This is a genomic window from Haloparvum alkalitolerans, from assembly GCF_050122995.1.
In the GTDB taxonomy this organism is placed as follows: Archaea; Halobacteriota; Halobacteria; order Halobacteriales; family Haloferacaceae; genus Haloparvum; species Haloparvum alkalitolerans.
This window is the reverse complement of record NZ_JBNLIA010000003.1, coordinates 249,894-264,119: the sequence shown is the minus strand read 5'-3', so window position 1 is coordinate 264,119 and position 14,226 is coordinate 249,894. Positions and strand designations below refer to the sequence as shown.

Here is a 14,226-nt window from a genome sequence, read left to right as displayed (position 1 = left end):
CGGCCGCGCTCGTCGCCGACGACCGACGGTCAGACGGAGTAGTAGTACTCGCCCTCGCGCTTCTGCTGGCGGTCCTTCTGGGAGTCCGGCTTGTTGATCCGCGGGCGGCCGGTCCGCTCGTCGCGCCGGAAGGTGATGTCCAGGTCCGCGAGGAAGTCGTTCATGCCCGCGCGCATCTCCTGCGGGGGCTTGGCGTGCCCGTGGTGGGCCGGCTCGCCGTCGAACACCATCAGGCGGTCGGCCAGCAGGTCGATCATGTAGATGTCGTGGTCGATGACGAGCACGGTCGCGTCGTGGTTCTCGGCGTAGCGCCGGATGGCCGAGGTGGCCTGCACGCGCTGTTCCACGTCGAGGTGCGCGGAGGGCTCGTCCATCACGTAGAGATCCGCGTCCTCGGAGAGACACGCCGCGATGGCGACGCGCTGGCGCTCCCCGCCCGACAGGTCCGTGAGGTTCTGCTCCATGATCCGCTCGAGCTGGAGCGGCTGGGCGACCTCCGTGTTCCAGTAGGAGCTGCCGAATTCGTCGGTGATCGAGGAGAGGAACGCGTCGACGCGCATCGGCTGGTCGATCTCGACGTACTGGGGCTTGTAGGCGATGTCCAGCTCGAAGTCGAGGTCGCCCTCGTCCGGCTCGACGGAGCCCGCGAACATCTTCGCGAGCGTCGACTTCCCGATGCCGTTCGGCCCGACGACGCCGAGCACCTCGGACTCGTAGATGGTGCCGGCCTCCACGTCGAGGGAGAACTCCCCCTCGCCGTAGGACTTGTGCAGGTCGGGGTAGTCGACCAGCGGCATCCCCTTCGAGGAGACGCGCGGTGCGTGCTCCTCGAAGGTGATCGCGTTCGGCCGGATCCGCATGTTCTCGTTGTCGAGGTAGCCCTTCAGGTACTCGTTGATGCCGTTGCGGACGGACTTCGAGTCCGTGATCACGCCGTACGCGCCCGGCTCACCGTAGGCGACGTGGAGCGTGTCCGCGAGCATGTCGAGGATCGCGAGGTCGTGCTCGACGACGAGCATCGAGCGGTCGGCCGCCTCGTCCTCCGCCAACTCGGCGATCAGCCGCGCGGCGGTCATCCGCTGACCGATGTCGAGGTAGGGGGTGATCTCGTCGAGGAAGTAGAAGTCGGCGTCGCGGGCCAGACACGCCGCGATGGCGACGCGCTGGAGCTCCCCGCCCGAGATGGAGTCGATGGGCTGGTCCATCACGGGCCGGATCGAGAGCCGGTCGATCAGGTCCTCGAGCGCGCCGCGCTCGTCGGTGCGCTCCAACAGCTCGCGGGTGTTGCCGTCGAACTGCTTGGGGATCTGGTCGACGTACTGCGGCTTGCGCGCGACGGTCACCTCGCCCTCGACGAGCTTGCCGAGGTAGTTCTGGAGCTCCGTGCCGCGGAAGCGGTCGAGCACCGCCTCCCACTCGGGCTCGTCATCGTGGTCGCCGAGGTTCGGCGTCATCTCGCCCGCGAGCGCGTGGACCGCGGTCGACTTCCCGATTCCGTTCGGTCCGAGGATACCGGTCACGGTGCCCGGCTCGGGGTACGGCAGGCCGTACAGCGAGAAGGCGTTCTCGCCGTAGCGGTGGACCGGGTCCTCCTCCAGCTCGGAGGGGAGGTTGATGATCTCGATGGCGTCGAACGGACATTTCTCGACGCAGATGCCGCAGGTCTCGCCCAGACAGATCTCCTCGGAGATGCGGATCTGGTCGGGGTCGCCGTCGACCGCGTCCTCCCCGCGCTGGGTGATACATTCCTTGCCCGTCCGGTTGGGCGGACAGAAGTTGGCACACTCGTAGTTGCAGCGGTCGGGCTGGCAGCGGTCCAAATCGACCACGGCGATGCTGTCGTCCGCCATGGTTACAGCGAGACGCTCCCCACGAGGAGGATGGTGTAGCTGATGAACCAGAGCGTGAACGTCATGAACGTCACGTAGAGGTTGTCCTTTACGCCGAACTCCTCGACGGCGACGCCGAGGCCCTTCAGGACGGGGAACTGGACGATGACGAAGGCCGCGAGGACGACGAGCGCGGTCGTCGATCCGGCGGCCGCCGCCGTCGTGCCGACGTACATCGCCGAGGCCAGCGCCGCCGCGATGCCGGCGAGGCAGGCGACCGTCGTCACGACCACGCCGCGGGCGTGGCCCGTGATTCCCGAGTCGTTGCTCATACGTCCCGTCCGCCTGCGCTCGTGAAAAGCGGTTCGTTCCGGCCGCGAACCGCGGCCGCGACTGGACGGGGCGCGCGCGAGCCGCGAACCTGACTGACCGGTCAGTTTACGGGCGCAGTTGTGGGATGATATTGCCGCAACACGCCGAGAACAGCGGAATAAAGCCGATAAACGGGGGGTGATCCGGGGGGCTTCCATCAACCTTTATGGGTGTGTACCGTTTCGAATCGTAACGATGGCTGGAACCGAACAGGAGAGTCTCGACGACCTCCCCCCGAGCGCGAAGCTCGTCTTCAAGGTACTGGAGTACAACGGACCGTTGACCCAGAAAGGGATCGTCCAGGAATCGATGCTGTCCGCGCGCACGGTCCGCTACGCGCTCGAACGGCTGGAGGGAATCGACGTCGTCGACGAGGACGTCTACTTCGCCGACGCCCGACAGAACCTCTACCAGCTCACCGAGCCCGCCCAGGAGTTCACCGCCGACTCCGAAGAAGCGACCTGCGCCGACTGACGCCCGACCGCGCCGCCGACCTTCTCTGCCCCGCCCGATAGCTCGCGAGTGACGGAACCCGTCCACGAGGGGCGGAAAAACCCCGCCGCCGACAGAACGCTCCGCGAGAGACGGAAAGTCCCGCCAGCGGAGCCGGTCGTCTATCAGCAGCGGCCGCCGCTCACGCCAGCGCCTGCCGCAGGATCTCGGGCGCCTCCTCGAGCGTCTCGTCGAGGGCCTCGACGTCGGGACCGCCGCCCTGTGCGAAGTCCGGCGGGCCGCCACCGCCGCCGCCGACGCGGGCGGCGAGTTGCCCCACGACCTCGCCGGCGTTGAGGTCCGACCCCTCGGGCACGCCGACGACGAACTGCGCGGAGCCGTCGGCGCCGGAGCCGACGACCGCGATCTTCCCCTCCTCGCGCAGCGCGTTCGCGGTCGCGCGGATCTCGTCGGCGTCGCCGTCGAGCCGCTGGACCACCGCGGGCGTCCCGTCGACGTCGACCTCCTCGGCGTCGGCGCCGCCGCCGGCGCGGGCCTCGGCGAGTTCCTCGGTGAGCCGCTCGATCTCCTTGCCCCGCGCCTTCCACTCCTCGAAGAAGCGCTCGGCGGTCTCGGGCACGTCCTGCGGGTCCACGTCGAGCACGTCCGCGGCGTCGTACAGCGCGTCCTCGGTGCGCTGGGTCGCGCGGACCGCCGCGTCGCCGGCCGCGAAGACGATGCGCTCGACGCCGTCCTGAACGGGCTCCGTCTTCAGCACCTTCACCGCGCCGATGTCGCCGGTGCGCCCGACGTGCGTGCCGGCGCAGGCCTGCACGTCGGCGTCGCCGACGTGGATCAGTCGGACGTTGGTTCCCGGGGGGATCCCCCCCTGATACAGGTCGAAGCCGTGCTCGGCCTCGGCCTCGTGGCGGTGGGGCCACTCCTGACGGACCGCGACGTTCTCGGCGACGAGGCGGTTGGCGACGCGCTCGATCTCCTTGACCTCCTCGCGAGTGATGCGCTCGTAGTGGCGCACGTCGAGGCGTGCGGAGTCGGTCCCCTTCTGGGCGCCCGCCTGCCGGACGTGGTCCCCGAGCACCTCGCGGGCCGCGTGGCCGATCAGGTGGGTGGCGGTGTGGTGCTGCATCAGCGCCGTGCGGCGCTCGCCGTCGACCTGCCCCCGGACGAACTCGCCCGTCCCGGGGTCGGCGTCGGTGCGGTGGAGCACCACGTCGTCGACCTCCTGGACGTCCTCGACCTCGACGGTCGTCTCGCCGGCGGTGAGGGTGCCGCGGTCGGCGGGCTGGCCGCCGCCCTCCGGGTAGAACATCGTCTGGTCTAACACCACGTCGTAGCCGTCCTCGCGCTCGAAGACGTCGAGGACGACCGCCTCGAACTCCGTGCGCTCCTGGTCGTCGTAGAACAACTTCTCCGTCGGCGGGAGGTCGGCGAACCGCTCGTCGCGGTCGTCCTCGTCGGCGTCGTCGACGCCCTCGTGTCTGTCCGCCACGAGCGAGTAGAAGTCGTCCGGGACCGCGACCTCGGCGTCGCGCTCCGCGGCGATCTCCGCGACCATGTCGGGCTGGATGCCGTGGGAGTCGTACAGCTCCAGCAGCTTCTCGGTCGGGATCGGTTCGCCGGTGCCGGCGTACTCGTCCGCGAGCTGTTCGACCTTCCGGGAGCCGCGCTCGAGCGTCTTGCGGTACTTGCGCTCCTCGGTGCGGACGATGTCGCGGATCGTGTCGCGGTTCTCGTAGCCGAGGCGCTCGGCCTGCATGTCCACGAGTTCGTCCAGCGGCGCGTCGACGCCGACGTTGTCCACGAGCCGCTTCATCCGGCGGAGCACCATCCGAGCGAGGTAGCCCGTCCCCACGTTCGAGGGGACGATGCCGTCGCCGAGCATGTACGCGAGCGTCCGCGAGTGGTCGGCGATGGCGTAGATGTCCTCGAGCGGCTCCACCAGTTCGCGGAGCTCCGCCACGTCGACGCCGAGCTTCTCGGCGATGTCGCCGCGGGCGGCCTCCACGTCGTCCACGTCGTCGATGTCGAGCCGACCCGAGAGCTTCGCGGCGCGGTTGACGATCGTCTGCTGCTCGTCGGTGTAGTCGATGCCGGCGTTCTCCTTCAGGAAGTCGATGGCGTCGGGGTAGATCGCCTCGTAGACCGTCGGGGTTCCCTGGCTCATCCACGTCCACCGCTCCAGCCCGTAGCCGGTGTCGACGATGTACGTGTCCATGAACGAGTAGGTGTTCCCGTCCTTCATCTCGTAGTCGCCGTCGGGATCCTGCTCCATGCACATGAACACGAGCGTGGCCAGCTCGGCGCCCTTGTAGATGACCTCGATGGCGGGGCCGGCGTTACCGCCGCCGACCCACGGGTCCTCGATGTAGGTGATCTCCTCGAGGTCGGCCCCGAGGTGCTCGAAGAACTCGTCGCAGTACTCGACCGTCTCGTCCTTCCAGTACACCTCGCCCTCGTAGGCGTACTCCGCGTCGGCGTCCTCGCGGACGTTGAACGCGTGGTGGGCCATCATCTCGAAGGCCATCGTGTGTCGGCCGGTCTTTCCCACGTTGTCGATGTCCTGCATCCGGATACAGGGCTGGGAGATCGCCAGCGGGTTCGCCGGCGGCGGTGTCTGTCCGGAGGTGACGAGCGGCTGGAAGTCGTAGATCGACGCTTGCGTCAGGAGCACGTCGTCCCGCCAGCGGTTCGCGGCGACCGGGTACGGGTCGATCCGCTCGTGGTCGTGGTCGTCGAAGAAGGAGAGGAACGCCTCGCGCATCTCCTCTAACGTGTACGACTCGGGGAACCCCGGGTCGTCGATGAAGCTGTAGTCCGCACAGGGCGGCTCCCCGCACACCTCGCGGTCGGCGTCGCGGGTCCAGAAGTGTACCCCACACGAGTCGCACTCCCGTCGGTGGAACCCCTCCTCTTCGAAGTAGTCGAGGCGGTACTCCGCTTCGAGATCGCTCATTACCCGACTGTGGCCCGTGTTCGTGCAAAAGGGTTCCGGGCCGACCGCGGCGTGACCGGCAGCGGCGCGACGGCAGCGCGGCAGTCGGCCACGTCGGACCGATCCCCGTGGCGTCCCCGTGGTCCGATCGCGTCGAAATATTCAGGCAGAATGGCGATAGGGTTATCACCCCTGATCGCCATGGTAAAACAAACAGGAGAGTGAGACGTGACTGAAGCGACACGGCTGCTCGTCGTCGGCGAGGAGCCGCCCGCGCCGCTGGTGGAGCGGCTGTCGTCGGTGGGATCGGTCAACCATCGGTCCCCCGCAACGATCGCCGAGCGGTTCGACCCCCTGATCGAGGCGGACACCATCGTCGTGACCGACAGGTCCGCCCGCGACGTGCTCGCGGACGCGCGCCCCGCGACCCCGATCGTCGGATACGGCGTGGACGCGGACGAGGTCGTCGCGACACGCGTCGACGACCTCGACGCGCTCCCGCACGTGGTCCGTGGTGCGGCACTCAACGCCTCCGCGGCGGCCGCGACGCCGGTTTCGACGGTCGACGACGACTCCGACGACTCCCGGTCGCGGCTGGAACGACTCCACGAGGGGACCGCGGAGCTGGTCGGCGTCTCGGACGAGGAGGCGGTTTACGAGTCGGTCGCGCGGATCGCTCGCGACCTCCTCGGGTACGATTTCTGTTACATCGGGATCGCGGAGGGCGACGAGTTCGTCCCCGCCGCCCCCAGTCACGCGTGGCAGGAGCGATTCGACGTCGAGTTCGGCGTCCTCGGCGAGACGTACCGAACCGGGGAGCCGCAGATCATCGACGACGTGAGCGACGTCGAGGCGGCCGACCCACGATGGACGGAGATGCGCTCGGCGCTGAGCGTCCCGTTCGGCGACCGCGGCGTGTTCCAGGCGGCCTCCGACGAGGCGAACGCGTTCGACGAGCGCGACCTCGAGCTGCTCCGGCTGCTGCTGTCGTACGCGGAGAACACGCTCGCGCGGATCGAGTCCGAGACCGAGCTCCGGTCGAGCCGCCGACGCGTGACCGACCTCCACGAGGGCGTGACGGAGCTGACGGGGCTCCGCTCGACCGACGCCGTCTTCGCGAAGACCGTCGAGATCGCCCAGCGCGTGCTCGACCTGGACCGCAGCAGCACGCTCCGTGCGGAGGGCGAGTACCTCCACGCCGCGGCGCTGTCGGAGGGATCGAAGCCGGACGACGTTCGCGACCGGATGCCGATCGACGGCTCGACGCTCGCGGGGCTCACGATCCGGACCGGCGAGTCGCGGCTCGTCCAGGACGTGGCCGCCGACGAGGACGCCGACCCCGCCAAGCCGGAGTACCGGTCGGGGATCAGCGTCCCGATGGGCGACCACGGCGTCTTCCAGGCCGTCTCCACCGAGCGCGACGCCTTCGACGAGCGCGACCTCGAGCTCGCGGAGCTTCTGGCCACTCACGCCGCGGAGACGCTGACGCGCATCGAGGCTCACGAGCGGCTCCGCCGGGAGCGCGACCGCTTCTCGGCGCTGTTCGAGAACATCCCCGACGCGGCCGTCGCCTACGAGTACGTCGACGACGAACCGGTCGTCAGACAGGTCAACCCCGCCTTCGAGGAGGTGTTCGGTTGGGGCGCCGGTACCGTCGTCGACGAGAGCATCGACGACTACATCCTCCCCGACGAGACGGCCGTGAGGGAGACCGCCGACCGGCTCAACGACCAGCTCCGCCGGGGACAGAACGTCCGCGAGGAGGTGCGGCGGCGGACCGCCGACGGCGACCGGTACTTCCTGATCCACGTGATCCCCGTCCAGCTCGACGCCGAGAACATCTCCGGCTACGCCATCTACACCGACGTGACCGAGCGCCGCGAGTACGAACAGCGCCTCGAGCGGCAGAACGAGCGGCTCGATCAGTTCGCCTCCATCGTTTCGCACGACCTCAGGAACCCCCTCTCGGTGGCGACCGGCTACCTCGAGCTCGCCCGCGAGACCGGAGAGAAGGAGCACTTCGACCGCGTGGACGGCGCGCTCGACCGGATGGATCACCTCGTCGAGGACCTGCTGTCGCTCGCGCGGAAGGGCGAGGTCGTCGGCGAGCGGCGGGAGGCCTCGCTGCGCGCGCTCGCGGAGCGCGCGTGGGGGAACGTCTCGACCGAGGACGCGGAGCTCGTCGTCGAGGAGGACCGGACCCTGAACGTCGACCCCGACAGGGCAACGGAGCTGCTGGAGAACCTGTTCCGCAACGCCGTCGAACACGGCTCCACCGCCGGCGACGGTGGGGGTGGAGGTGGAGACGCTGACGCCAGCGGGCCTGCCACCCGACCGAGCGTCGACGCCGTCGAAGCCGCCCCCACGGTCCGGGTGGGGCCCGTCGAGTACCGGGGCGGCGACGGGACCGGGTTCTACGTCGAGGACGACGGCCCGGGCATCCCCGAGAGCGAGCGCGAGAAAGTGTTCGAAACGGGGTACTCGAGCGACGAGTCCGGAACCGGGCTCGGCCTCGCCATCACGCGGCACATCGCGGAGGCCCACGGCTGGGACGTTCGCGCGCTCACCGGCCACGACGGGGGCGCCCGCTTCGAGTTCAAGTTCGACGGCTCCCGCGAGGCCAGCGCCGCCGAGTCGTAGGATCGGTGAACGCGGCGTCCTCCGACAACTTCCCGCCCGACCGGACGGGGCTCTCCCCGCCGCCGCCGTTTTGCCCCCGCGTGCCGTACGGTGACGCATGCCGACAGTGATCGCGGTTCGGGCGGCCGGGGGTGCCGTCGTCGCGGCGGACCGGCTGGCGACCCGCGACGGGCGCGTCCGGAGCCGCGACCGGCGGCGCGTCTTCTCGTTCGACGGCTGGCTGCTCGGAGTCGCGTCCGGGGACGTCGACCGGGTGCGCGACCGACTGGCGGTCGCCGTCGAGGAGTACCGCACCGAGCGCGGTTACACGCCGGGGATCGAGCCGCTCGGACGGCTGGCCGCGGAGGTCGCGGCCGCCGCGGACGCCGACCTCGTCGTGGCCGCCCGCGACGACGAAGGGGCGGCGCGCGTGGCCGCGGTGCGCGCGGACGGGAGCCGGCTCGCGGAGTCGCCCATCGCGCTCGGCACCGGCGCCGAGTTGGCGCTCGGTCGGCTGGAGGCCGCGTCGTTCGACGCACCCGTCGAGAGGGCCGCGGAGACGGTCCGCGAGGTCCTCGCGGGGACCGCCGAGCGCGACCCCGAGACGGGGGAGACGGTCGACGCGGCGACGCTCGACGACGAGTAGCTCAGCCGAACGGGCCCTTGCCGCCGCCCATCAGGTCGCCGAGGCCGCCGCCGCCACCGCCGCCCATCTTCTTCATCATGCGCTGCATGTCGCCGTCGCCCATCCCCTGGAACTGCTCGATGGTGCGCTCCATCATCCGGTGCTGTTCGAGCAGCTGGTTGACGGTCTCCTCGTCGGTGCCGGAGCCGCGGGCGATGCGGCGGACGCGCTCCTGGCCGACCGTGCGGGGGTTCTCGAGCTCCTCGTCGGTCATCGAGTCCATGACCACCTCGAACCGGCGCATCCGGTCCTGGGTCACGTCCATCGCGTCGTCGGGGAGCTGGTCCATCATCCCGCCGCCCATGCCGGGGATCATGTCCATCACCTGGTCGAGCGGCCCCATCTTGTTCATCGCCGCCATCTGCTTTTGCATGTCCTTCAGGGTGAAGCTCCCCTGCAGCATGTCCTCGGGCTCCCAGTCGTCCTCCTCCTCGCCCGTCTCCTGCATCGCGCGCTCGACGCGCTCGGAGAGCTGCTTGAGGTCGCCCATCCCGAGCAGCCGGGAGATGAACCCCGACGGCTCGAAGCGCTCGATGTCCTGCACCGTCTCGCCGGTGCCGAGGAAGGCGATGGAGGAGTCGGTCTCGTTGACCGCCGTCAGCGCGCCGCCACCCTTCGCGGTCCCGTCGAGCTTGGTGATCATCACGCCGTCGATGCCGATCGACGACTCGAACTGGCTGGCCTGATCTTTCGCGCCCTGGCCGATGGCGGCGTCGAGCACGAGCAGCGAGCGGTCGGGGGCCACCTCGGCCTCGATCTGCTCGATCTCGTCGATCAGGTCGTCCTCCAGCGCGTGGCGACCGGCGGTGTCGACGATGCGCACGTCGGCGTCCTGGGTCTCCTCGAGTCCCTTCCGGGCGATGTCGACCGGGTCGTCGTTGTCCGGGTCGCCGTAGAAGTCGACCTCGGCGCGCTCGCACATCTGCTTGGCCTGGTCGTAGGCGCCGGGCCGGAAGGTGTCCGTCTGGATGACGGCGGGGCGGAGCCCCTTCTTGGAGAACCACCACGCCATCTTGGCGGCGGAGGTGGTCTTCCCCGACCCCTGCAGACCGGCGAGCATGATCGTCTGCGGCTCCAGCGGGAGCTCCGTGGAGTCGCCGACGAGGTCGACCATCTCCTCGTAGACGATCTTGAGGACGTGGTCCTTCGCGGTCGTGCCGCCCGGCGGCTCCTCCTCCAGCGCGCGCGTCTCGATAGCGTCCGACAGCTCCATCACGAGGGAGACGTCGACGTCGGCGGAGAGCAGGGAGCGCTGGATCTCCTTGACGATCTCCTCGACGTCGTCCTCGCTGAGTCGGGACTTCCCCTGCAGCTTGTTCAGGCTGCCGCGGAGGGAGCTCCCGAGGTCGTCCAGTACCATTTGCCCGACCTTGGCGGTCCACGCGGTAAAGGCTTTGTTCGTCGCGTTCGCGCGGGCGGGACGCCGCCGGCCGGCCGCGAGCGCTCCCTGCCGGCACCGACGCGCTGAAACCGCCGCCGGCCGCACCCCTCCTCGATGGTGCTCCCCGACCCGGCGACGTACCTGCTGTTCCTGTCGGCCGCGGTCGCGCTGATCCTCGCACCCGGACCGGACACGCTGTTCGTGCTCTCGCAGGGCGTCCAGTCGCGGGGGCTCGGCGTCCGCGCCGCGCTCGGCGTCGCGGTCGGCGTGCTGTTCCACACCGCGCTCGCGGCGCTCGGCCTCGCAGCGGTCTACCGGACCGTCCCCGCGGCCGCGGACGCCGTCCGACTGCTCGGCGGGGCGTATCTGGCCCTGCTGGGCGCCGCCACGCTGCGGAACGCGGGCGAGAGAGCGGTCGGGGACAGTGAGCCAGAGAACCGCGCCGCGGGCGCGACCGCCACAGGCGGCTTCCGCCGCGGCTTCCTCGTGAACGCCGCCAACCCGCAGGTGGCGCTGTTCTTCCTCGCGCTGCTGCCGGGGTTCATCGAGGGGCCGGACCGGACGCTCGGCATGGCGGTGCTCGGCGGCACCTACGCCGTCCTGACCGCGGGCTACCTCGCGGCCGTGGCGACCGCCGCGGACGCCGCCGCCTCGCTCGTGGGCGCGCGCTCGACGCGCGTCCTGCTCGACCGCGTCGCGGGCGCCGTGCTGATCGGACTCGGGGCGTGGGTCGTGCTCGGGTGAGTCGGACGGTGACGGAGGACCGCCGCCCAGGTTCGACCCCGTGCTGCTCCGCCGATCGCGGCCGGCCCTTCCGGACGCTCCGACCGGCTCTCGGTGCGCCGTGCCCGAGCTTTCTGTCTCGGTCGCAGATCCGGCTTCTCGGGACGGCGACGTTCGGAGATCCCGGCACCGTACCGCGACTGTACCGCGACCGCACCGCGACTGCGCCGCGACTCCACCGCACGGTACCGCACGGCACCGCACGGTACCGCACGGCACCGCAACCGAGGCCTCGTCCCTCCCCAGCCTCGGCCGCGCCGCCGGCGAGGTTGGGGAGGTGTGAGGCTGCGGTTCGGTTGCGGTGCTGTGCGGTCGCGGTGGGGGGACTGAAAGGGACAGCCGGCTCGATCCGGCCCCGGCGCCGCAAGCACTCGCGCCGGGCGGTGTGGAGAGGCGCGAGCGCGCAGAGCGTGCCGCGGCCGGTCGAGCCGGCTGGGGATTTCTGGGCGTTAGTGTTCCGAACAGCAGGATCGACAGCAGATACAGAAAAACCGTATGAGAACGAGTCGGCTGGGGCTTTCTGGACGTTACTGTCCAGATCAACAGGATCTGCAACAGAAACACAAAAAACGTCGTACGGACAGCCGGGTAGGACGTTCTGAGTGTTGGCGTCCCGATCAGCAACGTCTCCACCAGAACTGGCTACGTATCTCGCCTATTCATCGGTCTGCGTGTCGAGCCAGCCGCGGAGCTCGTCGTTGACGGCCGCGGAGGCTTCGACCCCCGCGAGGTGGCCGGCCGCGACCGACCGGAACTCCCCGCGCGGCAGGCCCTCCGCGAGCGTCTCGCCGTAGTGGGGCGGGCAGGCGTCGTCGGCGTCGCCGTGGACCACGAGCGCGGGCGTCGTTAGCTCGTGAAGCCGGTCGCCGACGTCGAACGCCTCTACGGCCGCGCGGTGGGCCGCGAACGTCTCCGGGTCGGCGTCCTCCGCGATCCGCCAGTCGGTGATCCGGTCGAGCACGTCCGGGTGGCGCTCGCGGAAGCCGGGGGAGAAGGCGGCCTCCAGCGAGGCGCGGACCGCGGCCGGATCGTTCGGGTCGGCCCAGACCGCGTCCGGGTCGTACGCGTCGCCGGTCGCGGCCGTCCCGATGAGGAAGAGGCTCCGCGGGCGCGAGGAGGCGAGCGCGTACGCCTGCGCGACCATCCCGCCGAGCCCGTAGCCCACGAGGTGCGCCTTGCGGATCCCCGCCTCGGCCAGCACCGCGTCCACGTCCGCCGCGAGCGTCGCGGCGTCGAGAGGACCCTCCGGGGGGTCCGACTCGCCGATCCCGCGGGGTTCGATCGTGACCGTGGTGTACGGTCCCGCCACCGCGCCGTGCTGCCACCCGAACTGCCACGCGCCGAGCCCGGCGTCGCCACAGAAGACGACCGCCGGGCCGTCGCCGTCCGTCTCGTACCGGATCCGCGCGCCGTCGTTCGTTGCGTAGGCCACGGCCGCGGTTCGCCCGCGGACGGTTTACGCGTTCGGGTGACCGAGCGCAGGGCGTGACCGCGCTCGTGAGCACGGCCCGGGGACCGATTCCGTGGTGACGACCGACACACTCTTTCGGCGTGCGTCCCTGTCGGCGATCGATCGATGCCACGGTGCGTGCGCTGCGACACGGAGATGGACCCGAAAAGCGAGGGACTCCTCGCGAAGATCGGGCTGGCTGGGCGGGACGGCTACGAGTGTACCCGGTGCGGGGCGCTGCTGTGCTCGGAGTGTTTCAAGCGCCGGACCATCGAGCTCGCGGGCACGTCCCACGAACGCTGCCCCACCTGTGAGGGGACCCTGGAGAAGCGGTAGCCACGCGCCACCAGACCGCTTAAACGGCGCGCCGCCCCAGTCACGCGTATGAACGTGACCGTGGAGGTCGTCGGTGCAGGGGACCGCGACCTCGCGCTCGCGGACGACGCCACCTACGGCGACGTGATCCGCGAGGCCGGATACAGCCCGCAGGAGGCGTCCGTCCTCGTCGACGGCTCGCCCGTCCCCGAGGACAGCCCGGTCGAGGCCGAGCGCGTCACCCTCCTCCGGCTGATCAAGGGCGGGGCGGAGGACGCCACGTCCGCCGGGGACCAGCCCTCGACCGACCCCAACGACCTCGATTTCTCGCTGCCGAATCCCGGCCCCGGTCCCGACCCGCTCTCCCTGACAGACTTGGACGCGGACGTGGCGGTACTGCTGTTTCACCGCGATTTCCTCTGCGGCAACTGCCGCGAGCAGGTCGAGGCGGTCTGTGACCGCTACGAGGAGTTCGCCGAGCTGAACGCGGAGGTCGTCTCGGTGCTCCCCGAACCGCGCGAGAAGGCGGCCGAGTGGGTGGTGTACCACGACGCGCCCTACCCGATCGTCGCGGACCCGGACAGCGAGCTGGCGACCCGATACGGCCAGCCGGTGAAGTTCGGCCCGCTCGGTCGGCGGTTCGACCTGCTCGGGCGGATGCCGCTTGCCGCGCTCGTCGACCTCCGGCGCGAGCCCGAACTGCTGTGGGGCCACGCCGGCGACACGCCGGTCGACCGGCCCGACGTGGACGACCTGCTCGACGAACTCCGGAAGTTCGCGTGACCGGCGGCTCGGGCGGCCCCACGGACGCGCCCGCCCTTCCGGATCCGGAGCCGCCCGACGGCGTTCGGCTCAGGACCGCGACCCCCGCGGACGAACTCGACGTGCGGCGCGTGCTCGACGGCGCGATGCTGGAGGTGGCAGACGAGGCGCTCGCGACCGCGCTCGCCGCCGGTACCGCGCTCGTCGCGCTCGCGGAGCGGGGCAGCGACCGCGACCCCGCGGTCGCGGGCGCGCTGGTCGTCACCGCCGTCGGCGACGCGGACGCCGCTCACCTCGACGCGGTCGCGGTCCGGCGGTCGAGACGCGGTCGCGGGGTCGGCACCGCGCTCGTCGCCCGGGCGCTCGCGGACGCCGCCGCGGCCGGTCACGACCGCATGACGGCCGCGTACGACGCGTCGCTCCGCGAGTTCTACGCGGACCTGGGATTCTCCGCCACACCGATCGGCGAGCGGGGCGGCGAATCGCGCGATGAGAGCGGGGGAAACGACGCCGGCGACGGCGCGAGTGACGGCGCGAGCGACGAGGAGGGGGCCGACGCCGACCGCCTCCGGGGGATCCGTCCGCTCCCGGCGGGCGGACACGGCTGCGAGGGCGAGCGGTCGGGATAGCCCGCGCCGCCGCGTC

The 14,226-nt window shown here is 70.6% G+C and carries 12 protein-coding genes and 1 pseudogene; 8 read left to right on the top strand and 5 right to left on the bottom strand.

All coding sequences use genetic code 11. The features are described 5' to 3' along the window. Positions 1 to 29 precede the first annotated feature (29 nt). Positions 30 to 1,850, bottom strand: coding sequence for a ribosome biogenesis/translation initiation ATPase RLI (locus ACQE3L_RS04885; RefSeq protein WP_426962656.1), 1,821 nt, complete (start codon positions 1,848 to 1,850; stop codon positions 30 to 32). Between the two features lie 2 nt (positions 1,851 to 1,852). Beyond that, complete coding sequence (locus ACQE3L_RS04880; protein WP_426962655.1) at positions 1,853 to 2,161, bottom strand: EMC6-like membrane protein; 309 nt, start codon at positions 2,159 to 2,161, stop codon at positions 1,853 to 1,855. A gap of 235 nt (positions 2,162 to 2,396) precedes the next feature. Here ACQE3L_RS04880 and ACQE3L_RS04875 point away from each other — a divergent pair, with 235 nt between their 5' ends. After that, positions 2,397 to 2,675, top strand: a complete 279-nt coding sequence (locus tag ACQE3L_RS04875) for a MarR family transcriptional regulator (protein ID WP_058367355.1) — start codon at positions 2,397 to 2,399, stop codon at positions 2,673 to 2,675. Positions 2,676 to 2,835: 160 nt separating this feature from the next. On the opposite strand, the gene alaS is transcribed toward ACQE3L_RS04875, so the two are convergent. After that, complete coding sequence (gene alaS / locus ACQE3L_RS04870) at positions 2,836 to 5,607, bottom strand: alanine--tRNA ligase (protein WP_426962654.1); 2,772 nt, start codon at positions 5,605 to 5,607, stop codon at positions 2,836 to 2,838. A gap of 207 nt (positions 5,608 to 5,814) precedes the next feature. Here alaS and ACQE3L_RS04865 point away from each other — a divergent pair, with 207 nt between their 5' ends. Beyond that, the gene (locus ACQE3L_RS04865) at positions 5,815 to 8,226 is read left to right on the top strand and encodes a GAF domain-containing protein (RefSeq protein ID WP_426962653.1); all 2,412 of its coding nucleotides are present in this window, start codon (positions 5,815 to 5,817) and stop codon (positions 8,224 to 8,226) included. 97 nt (positions 8,227 to 8,323) lie between these two features. Continuing rightward, positions 8,324 to 8,851, top strand: coding sequence for a hypothetical protein (locus ACQE3L_RS04860; RefSeq protein ID WP_426962652.1), 528 nt, complete (start codon positions 8,324 to 8,326; stop codon positions 8,849 to 8,851). A 1-nt stretch (position 8,852) separates the two neighbouring features. Here ACQE3L_RS04860 and ACQE3L_RS04855 read toward each other — a convergent pair whose 3' ends face one another. Continuing rightward, on the bottom strand, positions 8,853 to 10,250 hold the full coding sequence (locus ACQE3L_RS04855) for a signal recognition particle protein Srp54 (RefSeq protein ID WP_426962651.1): 1,398 nt from the start codon (positions 10,248 to 10,250) through the stop codon (positions 8,853 to 8,855). 135 nt (positions 10,251 to 10,385) lie between these two features. Here ACQE3L_RS04855 and ACQE3L_RS04850 point away from each other — a divergent pair, with 135 nt between their 5' ends. Beyond that, positions 10,386 to 11,015: a LysE family translocator gene (locus ACQE3L_RS04850; RefSeq protein ID WP_426962650.1), complete on the top strand. Its 630-nt coding sequence runs from the start codon at positions 10,386 to 10,388 to the stop codon at positions 11,013 to 11,015. 694 nt (positions 11,016 to 11,709) lie between these two features. Here the strand turns inward: ACQE3L_RS04850 and ACQE3L_RS04845 are convergent. Beyond that, entirely contained in the window at positions 11,710 to 12,486 is a 777-nt protein-coding gene (locus ACQE3L_RS04845) for an alpha/beta fold hydrolase (protein WP_426962649.1), read from the bottom strand. A 144-nt stretch (positions 12,487 to 12,630) separates the two neighbouring features. Between ACQE3L_RS04845 and ACQE3L_RS04840 the strand changes: the two genes are divergently transcribed. From ACQE3L_RS04840 to ACQE3L_RS04825, 4 genes and pseudogenes are all read left to right on the top strand, one after another. Further along, complete coding sequence (locus ACQE3L_RS04840; RefSeq protein ID WP_426962648.1) at positions 12,631 to 12,840, top strand: hypothetical protein; 210 nt, start codon at positions 12,631 to 12,633, stop codon at positions 12,838 to 12,840. Positions 12,841 to 12,888: 48 nt separating this feature from the next. After that, a pseudogene (gene samp2, locus ACQE3L_RS04835) lies at positions 12,889 to 13,095 on the top strand (ubiquitin-like small modifier protein SAMP2); the annotation flags it as partial. Further along, a complete protein-coding gene (locus tag ACQE3L_RS04830) occupies positions 13,072 to 13,602 on the top strand; it encodes a peroxiredoxin family protein (RefSeq protein WP_426962787.1) in 531 nt (176 codons plus the stop codon). The pseudogene samp2 and the gene ACQE3L_RS04830, both read left to right, overlap by 24 nt. Then, the gene (locus tag ACQE3L_RS04825) at positions 13,599 to 14,210 is read left to right on the top strand and encodes a GNAT family N-acetyltransferase (protein WP_426962647.1); all 612 of its coding nucleotides are present in this window, start codon (positions 13,599 to 13,601) and stop codon (positions 14,208 to 14,210) included. The genes ACQE3L_RS04830 and ACQE3L_RS04825 overlap by 4 nt, the downstream gene beginning before the upstream one ends. The last annotated feature ends 16 nt before the right edge of the window (positions 14,211 to 14,226 follow it).

What these genes read in the sequence shown, in the direction of transcription:
- ACQE3L_RS04840 (WP_426962648.1), top strand. Translation starts at nt 12,631, where the DNA reads ATGCCACGGTGCGTGCGCTGCGACACGGAGATGGACCCGAAAAGCGAG.
- ACQE3L_RS04875 (WP_058367355.1), top strand. Translation starts at nt 2,397, where the DNA reads ATGGCTGGAACCGAACAGGAGAGTCTCGACGACCTCCCCCCGAGCGCG.
- ACQE3L_RS04885 (WP_426962656.1), bottom strand. Translation starts at nt 1,850, where the DNA reads ATGGCGGACGACAGCATCGCCGTGGTCGATTTGGACCGCTGCCAGCCC.
- ACQE3L_RS04850 (WP_426962650.1), top strand. Translation starts at nt 10,386, where the DNA reads ATGGTGCTCCCCGACCCGGCGACGTACCTGCTGTTCCTGTCGGCCGCG.
- ACQE3L_RS04880 (WP_426962655.1), bottom strand. Translation starts at nt 2,161, where the DNA reads ATGAGCAACGACTCGGGAATCACGGGCCACGCCCGCGGCGTGGTCGTG.
- alaS (WP_426962654.1), bottom strand. Translation starts at nt 5,607, where the DNA reads ATGAGCGATCTCGAAGCGGAGTACCGCCTCGACTACTTCGAAGAGGAG.
- ACQE3L_RS04855 (WP_426962651.1), bottom strand. Translation starts at nt 10,250, where the DNA reads ATGGTACTGGACGACCTCGGGAGCTCCCTCCGCGGCAGCCTGAACAAG.
- ACQE3L_RS04860 (WP_426962652.1), top strand. Translation starts at nt 8,324, where the DNA reads ATGCCGACAGTGATCGCGGTTCGGGCGGCCGGGGGTGCCGTCGTCGCG.